We start from the raw sequence: 18,640 nt of genomic DNA, 5'->3' as shown, positions 1-18,640 counted from the left end.
ACTACATATAGTGTTATAATTACTTCTGAATTGCCCCTTGATATAGTGATGTATCATGTGAACCGAGTGAATTCAGGGGAAACCTAAGTCATATGTTGATATGGCAACCCTGAGCCAAGCTTAATTGAAGGTGCAACGCATAGGACTTAGTCCCACGAGCGCTCGGCAACTCTAAGAGTTGAAGATATATGCTGAACTACTAGGAAACTAGTAGAAGCTAAGGATAAAAAGTCTTAGCGATAACAAAATTGAAGTCTGCGGTTGGCGGAAGAAACACAATTGCAAGAGCAATTGCAAGTTCTAATAATTTAACAAATATTATTGCCACGCAGCCTGCATTGGCTGCGGCCAAAACATTAAACAAATTTAGTGGTTTTAAATATACTCTAGATTCAACTAATGTATTAAAGAAAGAGGGGTTGCATGCTATGAAGAATGGATTAGAAAATTCAATTACTAAGGTAGCAGCAACTTCTTCAAACAATAATTTAAAGGCGGCAGTTCAAGGTAATTCAATCAATTAAGTCATCCTTTAGGGTGGCTTTTTATTTTGCCTTAGTCATATCTAATTTCATTTGATAATTCCTTAATTTCGTCACCCATTACATACCAATCAGTTGCAATTAAGTCATCCAAAGTCGGCATCCATCCGGCATAAGCTCTGTTTGGATCACTTTTGGGAATAACAAAAATCCCTTTAGTTAAATTAGTGCAAATAAAAACTTTAGGTCGTGGTCCATCACTTTTTCTAGCAATGCCTCGACCTAGTTTTTGTGCTTCCAAGGCTGCCTCCCTAATATTCATTAGCTATTTCTTTCCTCCATTCCTAAAATCTGATAAATTCTCTTTCTGATCTCAACATCCCTAGGTGTTGTTCCCCCATGAATTGCTGAACTAACAGTTGGACGATTTATATTTAATAATTCAGCTAGACTTGTTGTTGTATACCCCCTTTTATTCATTTCAAATTTAATTTCAGCAAAAATCTTCCGTTTAGCATTAGCTAAAATTTCTTCGGTTGGCATTGGCTCGCTTCCTTTCTGTAAATAAATGTGTAAATAAAAGTGTCAATAATTACCTAATTTTTGTTGACAGATATTAGGAAATATCCTAATATAAGAACATAGTAAATAAAGCAATTGAACTGTATCCCCATACGTATTCAATACTCTTTTTGTTTACTTAAAAGTGTAAGTAATTTTGTTGACAATTTAATATTACGAATATTTCCTAATAATGTCAAGTAATATTTTAGGAAATATCCTAATATTTTTTATTTAGGACGGGAGAGCCCCTAAAATGAATACTTTTGAGAGAGTTAAGCAACTATGTGCTCAACGGCATTTAACACTTGCTCAAGTTAATGATAGAGCAGGAATGGGAAAAAACTCTATATATAGTTGGAAAACTAGCAAACCAGGTATGGAAAATCTGCAAAAAGTTGCTAAAGTGCTGCATACTTCAGCAGATTACCTACTAGGCAATACTAACGATTCATCTCCTGTACATAAAGACAATGACCACCCCTATGTAGACATTAGTGACGATGAAACTATCTATTCATATCGTGGCAAGCCTGTTCCTAAGGAATATCTTGATGTTATACGTAATCTAATGGATAGTGATATTAGAAAGGGAAAAGATAAATAAATGGATGATTTAATCACCTATCTCCTTCAATTTGCTTTTGATCATGGTATTAGTTGCGCATTTATTTGGAAAAGTGAAGCTTATCAATCTGTTGCTTTGCCCGAAAAAGATTTAATTGTTATTAATCAAAACTGTAGAAATAAACAAGAATTACCTTTCATTATTGGACACGAAATAGGTCACATAATGAACGGAGATTCTAGTACAGCCTTCTATAGTGACAAGCCAATTAACTCTGAAGAACGTTCAGCAGATTTATATTCTTTAAATCTCATATTTGATTATGCTTCAAATCAGTTTGATGTTTTTGAAGAACCAATTCAGTTTATTTATGAGTACGGCATCCCTATTAGGATGCTTGATGATGCGACTGAATTATATAAGAAGAAAAGCACACTTTGCTTTTAAATTGTCCAACGCGCCAGCGACATTAAACCTATGGTTAATTTTGAAGGAAGATTTTTAATAAAAGAGTCTAGGAGTAAGCAATGAACATAAATAAAGTGTTTTTCTTGAGAAAACCAGATACAAATGAAATTAAACAGATATATCTCGGCTATGCTTGGCCAGCAATTATCTTCAACGTTTTCTATCTTCTTTTTAAAAAGGATTGGAAATGGGCTGGAATCTTTTTTGTTCTCGATCTTCTAGCAGCTTGGCTACCTGAAGATTATATTAACCTCGCTATTTTTTCAGTCGGTTTAATTATTTGCTTTTTTTATAACAAAATAAAACTTAAAGAACTTACAGCTAAGGGATGGGTTCTAACTGAAAATTCTGAAGATGTTCTTAACCAATACAGAACCCAAAAGGCTGAAAAAGCTCAGGCTAGAAAAGAAAAGAGAAAGGAAGTATACGAAAATCTCGCAAAAATTGAATCCAACGGTGGTATATTTCAACGACAAGTACGCTGCCCAAGATGTAGATCAACTAACGTTCAAGTAGTTGGCCAACATAAAAAAGGGTTTTCGGTTGGCAAAGCTGCTACTGGAGTCGTATTGACTGGCGGAATTGGAAGTCTTGCTGGTTTTGCTGGTAAGAAAACAAAAAAAGTAGATATGATATGTATGGATTGTGGAAAGCAATTTAAATACAAAAAATAAGATTTCTTTTAGGAAGTTTGTCCACCACACCAGTGACGTTAAACCTATGGTTAAGTTTGAAAGGAGACTTTAATGAATAAAAAGTTTTTAGTAATAGCTACAACTGTTTTGGCAGCAATATCACTAACTGCATGTAGCAGTTCTAATAATGACACTCAAGGCGGAACGAAGGTAACCAAATCTGCCAATAAAAAAGCACAACCTAAAATCAAGTTTTACAAAAAAGGTGATACTGTAAAAGTTGGTAAGGTGGAGTATACTCTAAAATCTGTCACACCAACCGCTGAACGGAATGAATTTGAAGACAGCAAACCAAAGTATGTTGTTAAAGTTGTATATCATGTTAAAAATGATAGTAAAGAGGACATCCCAATCGGTGGCGACGCAGATGCATATGGCCCCACTAACGAAAAGCTAAAGACTTATCCGGTCAGCGGTTCAACCTTGGATACAATTGCACCAGGTAAAGAAGCTGATGTTATAGATGGATTTGGTAGTAAAAAATTAGGTGCTTTTGAACTACACTTTAGGCCATCAACTGACTTTGAAGCAACAGCAGCAAAATTTAAAGTTAATGTTAAGTAATTGCTCTAAATATATAGCAAAAAAGCCTTCAAGAATCAGGTCGGCAAACTCAGTTCTTAAAGGCTTCGAAATTAGTAGACAAAGGTCTATGGCCTTTCGTCTACCCTATTATAGCATAGGAGATATATTGGTATGGCAACTTTTGATAAACGCGGCAAAGTTTGGCGTGCTCGAGTTAACTTTAAACAAAACGGAAAATATCATCAAAAATCAAAAAGTGGTTTTAAAACAAAGCAACAAGCTCAATTATGGGCATCTAAAATGGAAGTGCAAAAGTCTGAAAACATAATTGTAGCTGAGAATCCTAGCTTTGGTGAGTATTATAAAAAATGGTCTGAAACATATCGAATACCTGGTAAAAGCACTAATACAGTCGGACGTTACAGACATATCAACGTTTTAATTGAAAAGTATTTTGGTAATGAAAAGTTGAATAAAGTTAGTCGTATGGACTATCAGAATTTTTTAAATGATTATGGTAAAACTCATTCTAAGAATTCTATTCAAAAAGTACATGGTACCATTAGTGCTTGCGTTCATGATGCAATAATTGATCATTTGATTAGCACAGATTTTACTGCAAGAGTAAATTTGATATTTGATAAAAATCGAACTAAGGATGTTCAGTACTTATCAGTATCCCAAACTAAAAAGTTAATTGAACAAGCTGAATCCGACCTTAACCCTCGATATAATAGTCGATATATGATTATTACGGCCATTTATACTGGTATGAGAATTGGTGAAATCATGGCTCTTAAATGGTCGGACATTAACTTTAAGTCTAAAACCATCGATATTACAAAAAGCTATTCCTACGCTTCTCAAAAAATTAAAGAGCCTAAAACTCCGTCATCTATAAGAACCATTAGGGTCAATCAAAAACTCCTGAACGTATTACAACAACTAAAAAAATACAATCATGAATATGTTTTTGGAACTTCATTTGAAACTGTCCCAACTCCAACGGCATGTAATAAAGTATTAAAAAAGCTTCTGAAGCAATGCAATATAAATATTCCTGGATTCCACTTTCACAGTCTGCGTCATACTCATACTTCTATATTGCTATACAAAGGCGTCGACCTATACGCGATAAGTCAGCGACTAGGTCACTCTAACATGTCAATTACCGCAAAAGTTTATGCTCATATGATTGACGAATTAAAAGCTAAGACTGATAACCGTATTGAAGAAATACTAGATACCTTATAAATAAAAAATGGACTAAACAGTACTCAAGATAAGTACCGTTTAGTCCATTTTTAGTCCACCCATGTATTAAAATGCTGTAATATCAGCATTTATAGCATAGATTCTATGGAGATGAGGGGAATTGAACCCCTGTCCAAACGCATTCCGTCACTGACATCTACAATCATAGTTATATTACTTGAATTTCACTAATCCAAAACGCCATATAACAGGGCTAGAATGGACTAGCTAATCTGAAATGACTCTTTTTAACTATTCAGATGAGGTAGTTAAACGTAACTCACTAAGTTGATACTTTCTACCAGACGTGAGTAATCCGATAAAAAGCAACACATGCGCTTAAATTAAGCAGCTAATGCGTAAGAATTTTCTTTATTTGCAGTTATAAAACTGTTGACGTTGTTAACGCAGACGTGACCTACGGATCGCAGTCAATGCGAATCTACGCCTGTCGAATCCCAAAACATCCCCAAATAGGATAGAAATAGTATAGCATAATTTACACTAACTTACTATCCAATAGCTTTCGCGTTACCACATAAAACTTTTACAAAACAAATTTATTAAATGCCTGTTCAATCCCATCTTCATCATTTGAAGCAGTTACATAATCTGCATGTTCCTTTGCTGCAGCAGAACCGTTTTCCATTACTACTGAAGTTCCAGCCACTTTAAACATTGGAATATCATTGCGCTCATCCCCGATAGCCATCACTTCAGCAGTTTCTAATCCTAGTTCTTTTTTCAAAAATTCTAGTGCTACTCCCTTGTTAACATCTGGATGCATTATTTCTAAAAAGTTAGCTGCTGCGCGCACCACGTAATTTTCTTTTCCAAATGTTTTTACAACATCAGCTTCAACTTGATCAAGCTTATCTTTTTCATCACCAAAAACAGCCTTAATTACTTGATCATCTTCAGGTAATTCATCAGGCTTTCTGATTAAGACACCTGCACTGTTTTCCCATGCCTGGACAACAGTAATTCGATTAACATTTAAATTACTTGTAATGATTGCACTATTCTCATCAACGATATTGTAATCCACGCCATGTTCTTTCGAATATTGGTCAATCTTTTCATAAGTTGCTTGATCAATTCCAGATTTTTGTAAAGTCTTACCTGTCACCGTTTCAATAACAGCACCATTAAAAGTAACAACATATTGGTTATCCTGAACTATTCCTAGCTCATTCAAAAAGTGCTTCACACCAGCTAATGGTCGTCCAGAGCATAGCACAACCTTAATATCACGCTCTACTGCTTTTTTAATTACTTCAATAGTAGATTGAAGTAACCTTCCCTGACTATTTAATAATGTGTCATCAACATCTATCGCAACTAATTTAATCATTTATTTTTCCTTTACTATTTTATTCAAGTTTTAAGTTATTTACCGTTGAATCCGACCATGCTTTTGTGAATTATATTGATAGTCAAAATCAATCTAATAATGCGAATCATATAACCAAACTGGTTTGGCTAGTCTTTCGGGTTCCTCAGTTTGAAATCTGGGAAAGACATGTGTGTGCAATAAATTATTCATATTGGTCAAAATGTCATAATTAATTCTCTATGGCTGTGAGACTTGAAAAATTGAATTGCCTAATAGTGCTATAACAGTCAAAAAAACTATTCTCTCTTCTAAATCGTTTAATGACGACACATTTCTTTTAGGAAATAACACATTTTTTCCCTATGTTACAGCATTATTTCCAAATACTATAATATCAAAAATAAACAAAAAAAGTCGCTAAGTTTTTCCTTAGCGGCTTCTTTATTTAATTACACGTTTTATCGTTAACTCAAGTGAGCTAGACGAACAACATCACGTTCAATCATCAATTCTTCATCAGTTGGAATAATCATTGCCTTGATTGCTGAATCAGGCTTAGAAATGAACTTCTCACCATTAGATTTATTAGCTTCATAATCTGGCTTTAGTCCCATAAATTCAAATGACTTCATGATTTCTTCACGAACGCCTGCATCATGTTCACCGATTCCAGCAGTGAAAATAATTGCGTCAACACCCTTTAATTCAACAATGTATGAACCAATATATTGTCTTATATGGTTAACAAAAATCTTACGTGCTAATGCAGCTTTTTCATCTGAATTATTTTCCAAGTCACGCATATCAGAAGAAATGCCGGAAATACCTAATAAACCAGATTGATCATTCAAAATGTCAATCATTTGATTAATATCAAGGTTTTCCTTATTCATAATATATTGCAAAACGGATGGATCAACATCACCAGAGCGAGTACCCATAGTAACACCAGCAAGTGGTGTGAAGCCCATTGATGTATCATATGATTTGCCATTCTTTACTGCAGTAACAGATGCACCAGAACCTAAGTGACATACGATTAATTTCAAGTCTTTGGCATCACGATCAAGCATTTCTGCTGCTCTACCAGTAATGTAGCGCACAGAAGTACCATGCGCACCATACTTACGCACACCATATTTTTCATAATATTTATAAGGGATTGAATACATGTAATGCTCTGGATCCAATGTTTGATGGAATGAAGTATCAAAAACCCCTACTTCAGGAACATCAGGTAGTAACTTCATAAAAGCTTCAATACCCTTTCCCTCAGCCGGATTATGTAATGGGGCATATTCTTTTAAATCGTAAACTTTTTGCAGCTTTTCCTGATCAATAATAGCTGAATCAGTAAAATCTTCACCACCGGCAACAATACGGTGACCTACTCCAGCAATTTCACTCAAGTCTTCAACAACTTTATATTCTTTTAAAGCCTTTAATAACAAATTGACAGCTGTTTCTTGATTGGGAATTGCAACCTTTTCTTCGTGCTTTTCACCATTGGCTAACTTAATTTCAAAAGATGAGCCATCAATACCAACTCGATCAGCAATCCCCTCTGCCAATACTTTTTCTTCAGGTATAGCAAATAGCTTATACTTAAATGAAGAACTTCCTGAGTTTATTGCTAAAACTTTTTTCATAAATGAGATTCCTCCATACACTTTAATTTGACTTTTTTCACAAGTTAATGAATATTTTTAGTATACCACTCATTTAGTTTAACATTAAGCTTGATTAGGTCCTCTTCTTTTTTAAGTGTATCCAACTTTGTGAGAAAAACCTCACTACTTTTAGCATTTTTACCATGATTTTGGAAAACTAAAACGGACTTTTGATTAAATTTATTTTGGAACGCATTATCTGGCAGCTCAATTATTGCTCTTAAATAAACTTTTTCTGATAACCATGGCATAAAGTCACTTCCAGTTTTTCCAGACAAAATGTCCTTAGGAACAACAAGGAAAGCATATCCACCCTGCGCCAAATTCTTAATTATCTGTTCAATAAACAAAAGATGAGCAAATGAATGACCTTTTTCAGCCTTGGTTGCAAAATTTGCTGCATTTTCATCAATTGGATAATAACCAATTGGTAGATCACTCACAACAACGTCTGGCTCAGAACAAAACCATGGTGTTAACGCATCTTGGTTGAATAGCTCTATTTCAAGACCATTTAAATGCGCGTTAATATCGGCAAAGTTCAACATATCTTCATCGTTATCAATGCCAAATAAGTTAAAATCTGCTTTTGAATGATTCGCAATTTTGAGCTGATTCACCACCGAAAATAATAAATTGCCTGAACCAATTGCAGGATCAATTATAGTTAGCCCTTGATCCGGTAATAATTTCTGCATAAACATCGCAATAATAGTTGATATCACTGGCGGTGTTGGCATCTGATTAGGATCTAAATCGTCCTCATTAATAGCCTTAAGTGTTAAAAAAGTAAATATTTGCACTTTTGACTTTTGTGAAAGATCTTCATAATGCAATTGTTGGTATTTTTCACTTAGTTGGGCCACTGTTTCTTTATCAGGTGCACCTAATTCAACCTTTATCTGCTCATTTTCCAAATTATCAAAAGTCTCTGTTAATGCTTCACTAAATGATACGTTTAGAGCATTCTGTAATACCTCAACGCAGTCAATAAATTTATTAAATAAGTTTTCAATTTTATCCACTTTGATACCCCGTTTCTTCTAAACATTTTAATAGAAATCAGGTAACAAGCGCAAGTAAATCAATACCGACATAAATATTCGATTAATAGTGTATTGTTTTGCATACTGCTACAATAGGTTTCTTGATAAAACTGTAAAAAAAGCAAACAGGTAGTTAAAACTAAAACGCTACTTAATAAAGCGCTAGCTTTTAATTTCATCATTTTTTCTCTTTTCATTTTTTGTTGCTTTAGGTTTTGCATCCAATTTGAAATATATTTCAGATGATCGCCCATCTTTTTCGACGACATTAATTTTTATTTGTTGGTCTTTACTAATAAATGAGGCTTTTTTAACGTTTAACAGTAGTGGCATATGCCCTCCTTCAGGTGTCCTCATTCTAATCATGTCTTTATATGAAGCTAAAATATAAACCTGCGTTTTACCGCTTTGATTGACTTTTTTGATAGCAACTTGACGACTGTTTGTTCCAGCTGGAAAAAGATAAACGGTTTTAGCATCTTCTTTCAAAAAATGATCAAATTGAACATAAGCAAATACTATGTCATCGGTTCGATGATGTGCTTTATCGGCCGTCGCTATACTCTTTAACATATTCTGTAAAGTTACAACTGCTAGCAAGGTTACAAAAACAGCAAATACAGCATCAGCCAATAAGAAGCCATTACTTTTTAGCCTTGTACATTTGTTTTTTAGTTGCATCATAAATTTTTGAATCACCTATCATTTGATAAACATGATCATGAACAATAATTTGCTTAATTCCATTTTCCTTCATTACTCGAATAGCATAAGTACGATCAACTTCTTGTTCATTTTCTCGTTCAAATGATCTACTTTCGCTCACAATCAATGAAATACTGACAATTCCTAAAAATGTAATAAAGAGTGCGACACAACTTTCAGCCATTAAAAAACCACCTATTTTATGCTGCATCGTCAATCACTCGTCCCCACATCATTTGCAGCCTGATTGTCTTTCTTTCTTGACGATTGGCAATCACAATTGTTCTCGGTGACATTGAGCCGCTTGACGAAATCCATAAATCTGATAATTTATAAATCTTTATTTGGGGTGCAATTTTAACAACTTTTCTATGGCCTGCTCTGGTAACCGTCAACATATTCGAATTAGGATAATACCTGATGTAGCTTGCAACATGTTTAATGGTAGAAATTGTAGCAGCCTGTTCGATTGTGCTTTTAACTTCTTTGGTAGTATTATTTAACATCATTTTTTCACTATAACCGTCAAGACAAACTGTACCCAGCATAATTACTCCGATTGAAATTGCTAAAGTAATTACCATTTCAATAACTGTAAAGCCACGTTGGCTTGCTTTAGTTTGCATTCTTTTGAACAACACCGTTAGTTACTGTATAATCTTGTGTCTTATCAAACTGTTTCTTAGTTAAATAGCCGTCGTCAAACATATTTTTAAAGGAAATTTCCTTACCGTCGCGCTCTTTGTCTTCTTGATATAAATCTGCCTGAGTTTGGAGTGTCGTTTTAAATGCATCATTAGCTTTGTCATTTGCACTTTGCTTTTGTTTAGTCAAATTAGGTGCAATGATTAGTAACAACATAACGATAATAGCAACGACTACTACCATCTCAATCAAAGTAAACCCTTGTGCTTTTCTATTTTTTGCTAGTAAACCCAATAGATATCTTTTTTTTGCTTTTTTCATTTTTATATCCTCCTAAATACTTTGCATCATTGCGTACATTGGTAGTAATAACTTTAAGTACATCCCGATAATGCATAATCCAATTAAGATAAAGCAAAACGGTTGAACATTAACAATTAACTTTTCAATTTTGTTGGACAAATTAGTAAACAGTGTCTTCCCTAAAAGCAAGCAGCGCTTGCTTAAATCACTCTTTTTTGCACCTGTTTGCATTAGCAATAACAGTTCATTTGGTAAAAAAGGCTCTTTCTTAATAATTTCTTCAAGGCCCTTCCCAGCTCTAAGCTGGTTACCAACTTTTGCACCAATCACTTGTTGTAGTGACCCTGTTTCTTGTTTAGCAGCATACTCACACATCTTTTGTAGTGAAAACCCACTTGCAAGCAATAAACCAGCATCATAAACAAGTAAGTAATTAACATATAATTTAATAGTCGAACCAATGATTGGATAGTGTCCTAATTTAACCAAAGAACGATAGTCCTGTTTCTTCAATAAGGTGGTAACTTTAACTAAAAAATAGATAAAAAGTAGACCCATATCAAGTAAAACAAATAGCATAATGTCTCCAGTATGCTCTCCAGTATTTGCAAACTGACTAGAAACGAAAGTTTGCATGAATACGAGCAACAAAACCATCATTACAGCTAAAACAAATGGGTAGGACATTTCGGCTTTTAATTTCTTTATTTGTTCATTTTTCAATCTACTCAATGACGCAAGTTGGCCAAGGCATTCAACTAAGTTGCCTTGATTCATTGCTAAGTCGATCTGGGTAACAACAGTTTTTGAAAAGCCTAGTCGTTCCATTTCTTTGCTCAATTTTGTTCCAGACTGAAGGCGTTTGTTTAACTTTCCAAGGATTTTTTTCTGCTTTGGCCAAACAATTGGCATTAATTCCAAACTTGTACCAAGAGAAAAACCGTTAAGTAAACTATTTTGTAAGTAATCCAAAAAGAGAAATCGTTCTTTACTATTTAGCTTACCCCTGCTTGAATTGCTCAAATATTGCCGCACTAATTTTCTCCTCCTGCTTTAACTTCGATAGATTATCTTGCCAGTCAACATAATCACCACGTTGAGATTTCAAGACACTTTTGTGTAAAAAATTCCCACTTGCAATGTCCATTAGACAAGAAAAACCATCTTTTGTTGGCAATAAACGTTGATAACAAACGGCAGTAAGACAGTTTACCAATTCACTTTTAGTAATGTTCAAACTTTCTAGTCTTGAAATTGTTTGCAGTGTGCTTTTTGCGTGAACCGTTGCAAAAACTAAGTGACCACTCAAGGCTGCATCAATTGCCAAACGAGCAGTTACTGCATTTCTGATTTCGCCAATAATTAGAATATCTGGACGATGTCGTAAAGCTGCTTCAAGTAATATCGGATATGTAATGGCTGCCTCTAAATTAACTTGTGTCTGTAAAAAACTAGCTTCATGGATTTCCACCGGATCCTCAATTGTCATCACCATCCTGTCTTGACCAACATACTTAGCAAGTTTGTACATGGTGGTCGTTTTTCCCGAGCCCGTTGGACCACTAGTAATAATAAGACCACGTTTTTGCGCTAAGCTTTTCAGTAATTCAAGTTGCTGGTTAAAGAAATACTTTCCTTCACTTACACGGTAAATAATTCTGATAACCAGTGACTCGCAGTCAGTATAATCACCAAGACTGGATAAGCGCAGATAATATACTTGCTTATTGTACTCAAAATCAAATGCCCCAACTTGCGGTCGTCGGTGTTCAGCAATATCCATTTGAGCCGCAAACTTTAAATAATTAATCAACTCCTTTCCTTCGTTAATCGAAAAATTCGCTTGATTTGCAATTCCATTAATTGTTCGAAAACTAACCACTAATTTTCCTTTTTGGGTTAAAAAGAACAAGTCGCTGGCATGACAGTCAATTGCTTCTTGAATTAATGAACTAACCGCTTCTTTAATTCGCATAAATACCTCCTTTTTGCCGCCAATAATAATTACGCAAAAAGCTGGAATTTTTTTGTTAAAACTAAATATTATTTTGAATAAACAAAAAAGCAGCACTTAAAGTACTGCTTCTTTATTTTGTATTTAGTTTTTTATAGCAGACAGAATGACAAGATTAGCATAATGACTACACCACCAAGCATTGGTACAGAAGTCCGCTTGATAATTTGAGCTGTATCCAAGTGAGTTGCCTCGGAAACGATTAGGACAACTGCCGCAACAGGCGAAACTGCTCTTAACAAATTAGCCGCTAATTGAATTGGAACAGAAAGTTGCTGCGGAGCAATTCCGGCAGATTTTGCTAACGGTACAATCAATGGAATTAATGCAAAGATTAGTGCGATACCACTGCCACTCAAGATAACAATTACAGCAGTAAAAATTACCATAATTATTGGCAAGAGGGTTCCGGCACTTTTAATATCTGTCATTGAATTTTGTAGCATTGTCATGATACCAACAGCATTTAGTCCTTGGACATAAGTTTGAGCAGCAACTAAAAGTACGACAATACTCATTGCATTGCCCATCCCTTTAATGAACACATTGCTGTCTTGCAAAACTTGTTTAGCATCTTTGGTATTAATTAGTTCAACGATAATGGCAATAATCCAACTGATAAGCGTCACTTCCTGCACACTCATGGTTGTAGTTACGCCTCTAACAAGATTATAGATGAAGTCAACTATCAAGATGATAATTGGTGCTAAAGGCAAGAGGCCGTATATAAAGCGTACGAATTTTCCACCTTTAACCTTAAGTTTCTGGGTACTCTCTTCTTTTAACCCATATTTCTTTAATTCTTCTTCATAGCTAATTTCCTGTCCATCTTTCTTATCTTCATGTTTTTGCCAGAAATATTGAATTACAGCAATTAAAAGTAAGGTCGGAATTGAAATTAAAGCGTGGTAGCCAAAAACATATTGTGTAGTTGACAAATGTAGGGCTGAAGCCAATGCCACATTATCTGAACCTAATGGTGTTGGAATGATTGTAGCTGAAGTAGCAATCAAAGCAGCAGAAGTTAATCTACTCATTCCTGTTGCTCTTAAAACAGGATACAATGTTGCCAATAAAATAATTGCTAAGTTTGAAGCACTTGGAACTACAAGAGAAAGGATGTTTGACATTAAGAAAACAATCGGAACTAATAGATAAACCGATTTAATTCCCTTCATTGAGGAAGTCAAAGCACTTACTGTCACATCGTTTGCGCCAATGTGACTCATGTAGGCACTATACCCAGCTAAAAGCAGAATTACAAATCCTGCTTGTGACAGTGTCGAAGTAAATTGATCTATTATAACCTGTATAGGTTTTAAAAATTGGTTCGACACTGGTGCTAAAACGGTTATCTTATTGCCCATTAGAACTGCACAATACAAAAGTACAAGTCCTAAAGCAAATAGCACAATTTTAATATCCATTTTCTTGGATAGCATGTATACCAAGATGATTACAGACAACAAAGTTAATACGATTGCGATTAACTGATTCATTAAAAATTCCCTTCTAATCTAACAAGCTTTTTTGATTGCTTCGATGAACCAAGCAATAAATTCATCAACATTAACAGACTTACCAATTAAGGCATTTGCTGGTTTATTCAATTTATTATTGAAGTCCATTAAAGAAGCACCGTTTGTAGGACCTTGATCGGTTATGATATCCACATAGGCCTCTTCAAAATCAAACATAGTTGGATTTAGTAAAATTCCTGCCGCAAGTGCATCGTAAATTTTCAATCCAGTATTGAAACTACCGCCACGGTAGCGTTTAAATAGGCTATAGAACATATCACCAACGCTGCCAAGTGACTTGATTTGCTCACTTACTTCTGGCTTAACAAGTGCTTGGAAGCCAAGCTCTAACGGTGCAACGCGAATCTTGAGTCCACTTTCAAAAACAATTTTTGCTGCTTCAGGATCGCCGGCAATATTAAATTCGGAATAAATGCCGTAATTTCCGCGACCAATGCAGCCGCCCATCAATACTAATTCTTCAATATTAGCTAAATCTTCAGGATATAGCCGAATGTAGAGTGCAAAATCTGTTAATGGTGCAATCCCCACCAAAGTAACTTTTTCACTTGAATTAGCCACTACCTTGTGAATAGCTTCGGGTGCTGTTGTATCTTTTAATAGTAAATCTAAATCAGGCTCTGGAAAGTCATAACCATCCATGCCACTTTTACCATGAACGCTAGCCGCATCTACTGGTGCCTTAATTAAAGCGCGTTTACAGCCCTCTACAACAGGAACTTTTTTGCCTAAAAACTTTTCAAGCTTTAACACATTGTTTAATGTCTGTTCAATTCCCACATTACCAGCAGCTGCCGCAATTAGCTTTACATCTACTTGCGGATCAAATAATAGAATTGAGATTGCAACTGCATCATCAATTCCAGGATCCGTACTTAAAATAACGGGTTTTGTCATCTTAACTCTCCTACTCATTAAAATGTCTTGTAATAAAGAATCTAATTAATTCCAGTAAAACAGTATACTACTTGTATACCTAATATTCCCAATAAATTTGTGATTTATTACTCAAATTTATAAATATCTTTTACTAACTTTGTAAAATAATGCCATGTTTACTAGTACCATTATGATAAGACGCTATTTATTTTTTTGTGAAGCAGTCAACTTTATTTAAAGCAAATCAGATTCTTTTATTAGCCTGATCCTTGCACGAATAGTTATTACATAGTTAAAATAACTAATTATGGCAAATAAAAAACCTTCCAGAATAAATCTGGAAGGTTTTGGCTTTTATTAATTAGTCTTCTTCAGCTGCAGTATAAACGTTTTGAACATCATCATCGTCTTCAAGTGCATCAACTAAGTTATCAAATTGTTCCTTCTTATCTTCAGGAACAGGTGTTGTATTTTCTGGAATCATTGTTAATTCCGCATTTGCCAACTTGTAGCCTGCTTTTTCTAAAGCATCACGAACTTGAGCAAATTGTTTTGGATCAGTATAGATTTCAAACGCATCGTCACTGGTTTGTAAATCATCACCACCAGCATCCATTACGTCAAGAAGCATCTGATCCTCATCTGCGTCAGTAGTAGTACGATCAATTACAATGTAACCTTTGCGATTAAACATGTAAGCAACTGAGCCACTAGCACCAAGAGAACCACCATTACGAGTGAATGCAACACGAACTGCAGAAGCTGTCCGATTTTTGTTATCAGTCAGAGCTTCAACAAATACTGCTACACCACCTGGTGCATAACCTTCATATGTAATTTCATCGTAGTGCTCATCTGAATTACCTTCAGCCTTCTTAAGCGCACGATCAATATTGGTTTTAGGCATATTATTGGCACGTGCCTTATCCATCACCATACGTAGGTTAGGATTCCCAGAGGGATCAGGACCACCAGTCTTTGCAGCCATATATATTTCACGAGATAACTTTTGAAAAATTTTACCTCTCTTTGCGTCTTGCGCATTCTTGCGGCCTTGAATATTGTGCCATTTTGAATGTCCTGACATAAGAATCCTTCTTTCTCTGCTTAAAATATTAACGATATAATCTTAACGCACGGTTTAAGAAAATTCAATACTATCAAGTTAAGCCAAGTAATTTTCTTCCAGTCTAATATAATTACTTACCATAATAATACAGACGAATTTATTAATTATTCCCTAGTCTTTTTCATTTTTAATGCGTAAAATGTAAATAATTGTTTAAAAAAGGAGAGAACTTTTGTGGAGGAACTAGATTCTAATAAAAAATATATCTCGTGGCCTGTTTTAACCCTAATGGCTTTCTGTACGGTTATTGGCCTCGATGATATCATGTACAATTTCCAAAATCAGGGAATGCCAGTTGTCACCTCATGGATCATAATGTGTCTTTTTTATGTTATTCCATATTCATTAATGGTTGGACAATTAGGCTCAGTCTTTAATCAGGAAGGCGGTGGGCTTTCCTCATGGGTACGTGGAACCAATGGGGAATTCCTTGGTTACTTTACTGCATGGACATATTGGGCTGCATCTATCCCTTATGCCGTCGATTCAGCTAATGAGATTATTGTCGATATTGGTTGGGCATTAACTGGTTCAGAAAAGTTTCAGAGTCAAATATCTAACACCAAATTTGCTCTCATGACTTTTGCCATGTTTATTATTTTCATCATCATTGAACACTATTTCTCTCGTTCAATGGAAATCCTGTCGACCATCGGCGGTGGCTTGATGTTAATCATGACACTAATGTTTGTTTTCTTAGCTTTCTTAGGTTTAGCTAAATCAGGTGGCCACATGGCAACTCATCCATTTACTTGGAAGACACTTATTCCTAAGTTTGACATGCATTATTGGACTACTATTGCCATGTTAATTTACGCTTTAAATGGCTGCGAGTTAGTAGCACCATACGTTACTAAAATGAAAAAACCAAAGGCTGATTTTCCTAAAGCAATGGTTGCTTTAGCAATTATGACCATTTTCTTAACTGTCTTTGGCTCATTCGCACTTGGTATTTACTTTGACGGTTACCATATTCCAAAAGATTTAAAGATGAACGGTGCCTACTACGCATTTGATATGGTCGGTCACCAATATGGTATGGGTAAAACATTACTTTACATTTGGGCTTGGACCTCAGTCTTTTACAACGCTGCCCTTCTGGCTGTTCTACTGGATGCAATGACAAGAATGTTAATTTCCGATACTGGTGACAAATACATGCCACACTTTTTGCAGAAAAAAGATAAAAATGGATTACCAATTAATGGTTATGTTCTAACTGTCGGTCTTTCAGCTTTCATTATGCTTTTAGGAATTTTCCTTCCTGATATGAATGATATTTTCAACTGGCTCTTAAACCTTAACGGTATTATTTCACCAGGTGTTACCTGCTGGATTTTCTTCTCATTCATGCAAATCAGGAAGAATTCACAGAAATTCAAGTCCGATTATGTCTTTATTAAAAACGACAAGCTTGGCTATCTGGCTGGACTATTTTTATTGATTGTTACTGCAGTAGCAACAGTACTCGGCATTGCGCCACAAGACATTAAGCAGTTCAGTGGCTATTGGTGGTATGAACTAATTATTAACATTGTCGCAATTGTAGTATTGATTGGTTTGGGTGCGATTCTACCAAGTATCAGGAAACGTGAAGAAGAATACGGAATTGCTTTCAATCGTGGTCAATGGACAACTATGGGTGTTCTAGTAATTGGTTCAATTATTTTTGATTTATACTTAGGAGAAAGAAATCACTTATTTAATGGCGCCACACTTAGTCTTGGACAGGTTAAACTGGGCATGAACATTGTATTAATTCTGATTGAAACAGTGTTTGCAATTCTGATTTGCTGGCTAGTTGGCAGAAAAAAACCTACTTCAGCTAAAAAATAGTTATCAAAATTTTAAAACAGGTTCATCGTTAAATGGATCTGTTTTTTTGTTAAATAAAGAAAAAACCAATCTATCTAATATATAATAATATAGAGGATTTTAGACGAAGGAGAACACAGATGACACCAATTCCATTTAAAGCAGTTGCCGTAGATATGGACGGTACTTTTGAAGATGATAATAAGCAGTTTGATCATTACCGGTTTGAACAAGTTTTAACCAAATTACGTGAGCAAAAAGTTCATTTCATTGTCTCTAGTGGGCGCCCTCTTTCGCGTTTGCGACAAGATTTTTTTGAGTTTCTGGATCGAATCGACATTATAGCTGATAATGGTTCAATTCTTACCAAGGATAATCAGGTCATCGCTAGACATGTTTTTACTTATAAAACTGGCATTAAGCTAATTAATTTCATTCAGACTAATTACCCCCAAATAGAAATTGTTGCGAGTGGTTTGGATAGTGCCTACTTAAATAAACGTGCATCCACCAATTTTAAAAAATTAATGCACTTTTTCTATCCCAACATTGATGAAATCGCAAACTTACTTGACCTTCCAACCAGCGACAGCTTAACCAAGCTGACACTAAGCTGCTCTTCTGAACTAGCTAATGAAATTGAAAAGAAATTCAACGCAGATAATACTGAGCGAATTCACTGCACAACTAGTGGTTTTGATAATATCGACATCATGCCAGTCAACGTTAACAAGGGGCAGGGAATCAAATTCTTTTTACGCTACTTTGGAATCGATCCTGAAGAGCTAATTGCTTTTGGCGATGGAATGAACGATAAAGAAATGATCGAACTTGCTGGTTACAGTTATGCAATGGAAAATGGTGATGAACGCTTAAAGAAAATTGCCAAATTTGAAGCCCCTAGCAACAATGAAATGGGCGTTTTGCAAGTGTTAGAAAAGTATTTAGGCTAAAATCAAGTTAAACTAAAGGCAAAAAACAGATTTAATAAGGAAAAATTATTT

At 35.0% G+C, this 18,640-nt stretch carries 22 protein-coding genes and 1 other RNA gene; 8 read left to right on the top strand and 15 right to left on the bottom strand.

Features of this window, described 5'->3' with window-relative positions:
* Nucleotides 1–248: 248 nt before the first annotated feature.
* Nucleotides 249–524, top strand: a complete 276-nt coding sequence (locus H3T48_RS04855) for a hypothetical protein (RefSeq protein ID WP_198188717.1) — start codon at nucleotides 249–251, stop codon at nucleotides 522–524.
* 31 nt (nucleotides 525–555) lie between these two features.
* On the opposite strand, the gene H3T48_RS04850 is transcribed toward H3T48_RS04855, so the two are convergent.
* Both H3T48_RS04850 and H3T48_RS04845 read right to left on the bottom strand, forming a co-directional pair.
* The gene (locus H3T48_RS04850) at nucleotides 556–804 is read right to left on the bottom strand and encodes a hypothetical protein (protein WP_198188716.1); all 249 of its coding nucleotides are present in this window, start codon (nucleotides 802–804) and stop codon (nucleotides 556–558) included.
* Nucleotides 804–1,025 carry a transcriptional regulator gene (locus tag H3T48_RS04845; RefSeq protein ID WP_198188715.1) on the bottom strand — a complete coding sequence of 74 codons (222 nt, stop codon included), beginning with the start codon at nucleotides 1,023–1,025 and terminating at the stop codon, nucleotides 804–806. Before H3T48_RS04845 ends, H3T48_RS04850 begins: the two co-directional genes overlap by 1 nt.
* Nucleotides 1,026–1,299: 274 nt before the next feature.
* Here H3T48_RS04845 and H3T48_RS04840 point away from each other — a divergent pair, with 274 nt between their 5' ends.
* The 5 genes from H3T48_RS04840 to H3T48_RS04820 all read left to right on the top strand — a co-directional run bounded on the left by H3T48_RS04840 (nucleotide 1,300) and on the right by H3T48_RS04820 (nucleotide 4,553).
* The gene (locus tag H3T48_RS04840) at nucleotides 1,300–1,650 is read left to right on the top strand and encodes a helix-turn-helix domain-containing protein (RefSeq protein WP_198188714.1); all 351 of its coding nucleotides are present in this window, start codon (nucleotides 1,300–1,302) and stop codon (nucleotides 1,648–1,650) included.
* Nucleotides 1,651–2,058, top strand: coding sequence for a M48 family metalloprotease (locus tag H3T48_RS04835; protein WP_198188713.1), 408 nt, complete (start codon nucleotides 1,651–1,653; stop codon nucleotides 2,056–2,058).
* A gap of 80 nt (nucleotides 2,059–2,138) precedes the next feature.
* Nucleotides 2,139–2,753: a hypothetical protein gene (locus H3T48_RS08860; RefSeq protein ID WP_232349875.1), complete on the top strand. Its 615-nt coding sequence runs from the start codon at nucleotides 2,139–2,141 to the stop codon at nucleotides 2,751–2,753.
* Nucleotides 2,754–2,825: 72 nt separating this feature from the next.
* Complete coding sequence (locus H3T48_RS04825) at nucleotides 2,826–3,338, top strand: hypothetical protein (protein ID WP_198188712.1); 513 nt, start codon at nucleotides 2,826–2,828, stop codon at nucleotides 3,336–3,338.
* Nucleotides 3,339–3,470: 132 nt separating this feature from the next.
* Nucleotides 3,471–4,553 carry a tyrosine-type recombinase/integrase gene (locus tag H3T48_RS04820; RefSeq protein ID WP_198188711.1) on the top strand — a complete coding sequence of 361 codons (1,083 nt, stop codon included), beginning with the start codon at nucleotides 3,471–3,473 and terminating at the stop codon, nucleotides 4,551–4,553.
* Nucleotides 4,554–4,656: 103 nt separating this feature from the next.
* Here the strand turns inward: H3T48_RS04820 and ssrA are convergent.
* The 13 genes from ssrA to H3T48_RS04755 form a co-directional block, all read right to left on the bottom strand.
* Nucleotides 4,657–5,024: a transfer-messenger RNA gene (ssrA, locus tag H3T48_RS04815) on the bottom strand.
* Between the two features lie 76 nt (nucleotides 5,025–5,100).
* Nucleotides 5,101–5,907: a Cof-type HAD-IIB family hydrolase gene (locus tag H3T48_RS04810; RefSeq protein WP_198188710.1), complete on the bottom strand. Its 807-nt coding sequence runs from the start codon at nucleotides 5,905–5,907 to the stop codon at nucleotides 5,101–5,103.
* A gap of 446 nt (nucleotides 5,908–6,353) precedes the next feature.
* Nucleotides 6,354–7,538 (bottom strand): acetate/propionate family kinase, encoded by a 1,185-nt coding sequence (locus H3T48_RS04805; protein ID WP_198188709.1) that lies wholly within the window; start codon nucleotides 7,536–7,538, stop codon nucleotides 6,354–6,356.
* A gap of 44 nt (nucleotides 7,539–7,582) precedes the next feature.
* Nucleotides 7,583–8,584, bottom strand: coding sequence for a class I SAM-dependent methyltransferase (locus H3T48_RS04800; protein ID WP_198188708.1), 1,002 nt, complete (start codon nucleotides 8,582–8,584; stop codon nucleotides 7,583–7,585).
* 183 nt (nucleotides 8,585–8,767) lie between these two features.
* Nucleotides 8,768–9,289, bottom strand: coding sequence for a ComGF family competence protein (locus tag H3T48_RS04795; protein ID WP_198188707.1), 522 nt, complete (start codon nucleotides 9,287–9,289; stop codon nucleotides 8,768–8,770).
* A complete protein-coding gene (locus tag H3T48_RS04790) occupies nucleotides 9,249–9,494 on the bottom strand; it encodes a hypothetical protein (RefSeq protein WP_198188706.1) in 246 nt (81 codons plus the stop codon). The genes H3T48_RS04795 and H3T48_RS04790 overlap by 41 nt, the downstream gene beginning before the upstream one ends.
* A gap of 16 nt (nucleotides 9,495–9,510) precedes the next feature.
* Complete coding sequence (locus H3T48_RS04785) at nucleotides 9,511–9,936, bottom strand: Tfp pilus assembly protein FimT/FimU (RefSeq protein WP_109715351.1); 426 nt, start codon at nucleotides 9,934–9,936, stop codon at nucleotides 9,511–9,513.
* The gene (comGC, locus tag H3T48_RS04780; protein WP_198188705.1) at nucleotides 9,926–10,276 is read right to left on the bottom strand and encodes a competence type IV pilus major pilin ComGC; all 351 of its coding nucleotides are present in this window, start codon (nucleotides 10,274–10,276) and stop codon (nucleotides 9,926–9,928) included. Before comGC ends, H3T48_RS04785 begins: the two co-directional genes overlap by 11 nt.
* 12 nt (nucleotides 10,277–10,288) lie before the next feature.
* Nucleotides 10,289–11,293 carry a type II secretion system F family protein gene (locus tag H3T48_RS04775; protein WP_198188704.1) on the bottom strand — a complete coding sequence of 335 codons (1,005 nt, stop codon included), beginning with the start codon at nucleotides 11,291–11,293 and terminating at the stop codon, nucleotides 10,289–10,291.
* Nucleotides 11,259–12,233 carry a competence type IV pilus ATPase ComGA gene (gene comGA / locus H3T48_RS04770; RefSeq protein ID WP_198188703.1) on the bottom strand — a complete coding sequence of 325 codons (975 nt, stop codon included), beginning with the start codon at nucleotides 12,231–12,233 and terminating at the stop codon, nucleotides 11,259–11,261. The genes H3T48_RS04775 and comGA overlap by 35 nt, the downstream gene beginning before the upstream one ends.
* 131 nt (nucleotides 12,234–12,364) lie before the next feature.
* Nucleotides 12,365–13,771: a C4-dicarboxylate transporter DcuC gene (gene dcuC / locus H3T48_RS04765; RefSeq protein ID WP_198188702.1), complete on the bottom strand. Its 1,407-nt coding sequence runs from the start codon at nucleotides 13,769–13,771 to the stop codon at nucleotides 12,365–12,367.
* 18 nt (nucleotides 13,772–13,789) lie between these two features.
* Nucleotides 13,790–14,710 (bottom strand): nucleoside hydrolase, encoded by a 921-nt coding sequence (locus H3T48_RS04760; protein ID WP_187157801.1) that lies wholly within the window; start codon nucleotides 14,708–14,710, stop codon nucleotides 13,790–13,792.
* A 343-nt stretch (nucleotides 14,711–15,053) separates the two neighbouring features.
* The gene (locus H3T48_RS04755; RefSeq protein ID WP_198188701.1) at nucleotides 15,054–15,779 is read right to left on the bottom strand and encodes a YebC/PmpR family DNA-binding transcriptional regulator; all 726 of its coding nucleotides are present in this window, start codon (nucleotides 15,777–15,779) and stop codon (nucleotides 15,054–15,056) included.
* A 270-nt stretch (nucleotides 15,780–16,049) separates the two neighbouring features.
* On the opposite strand from H3T48_RS04755, the gene H3T48_RS04750 reads away from it, so the two are divergent.
* Together H3T48_RS04750 and H3T48_RS04745 are read left to right on the top strand one after the other, a co-directional pair.
* Nucleotides 16,050–17,657: an APC family permease gene (locus H3T48_RS04750; protein WP_232349889.1), complete on the top strand. Its 1,608-nt coding sequence runs from the start codon at nucleotides 16,050–16,052 to the stop codon at nucleotides 17,655–17,657.
* Nucleotides 17,658–17,776: 119 nt separating this feature from the next.
* Complete coding sequence (locus H3T48_RS04745; protein WP_198188699.1) at nucleotides 17,777–18,589, top strand: Cof-type HAD-IIB family hydrolase; 813 nt, start codon at nucleotides 17,777–17,779, stop codon at nucleotides 18,587–18,589.
* Nucleotides 18,590–18,640: the final 51 nt, after the last annotated feature.

Source organism: Lactobacillus sp. M0403, assembly GCF_016101265.1.
Classification (GTDB): domain Bacteria; phylum Bacillota; class Bacilli; order Lactobacillales; family Lactobacillaceae; genus Lactobacillus; species Lactobacillus apis.
Note: the sequence above shows the minus strand (reverse complement) of the source record. Positions and strands in the feature narration are given on the sequence as shown.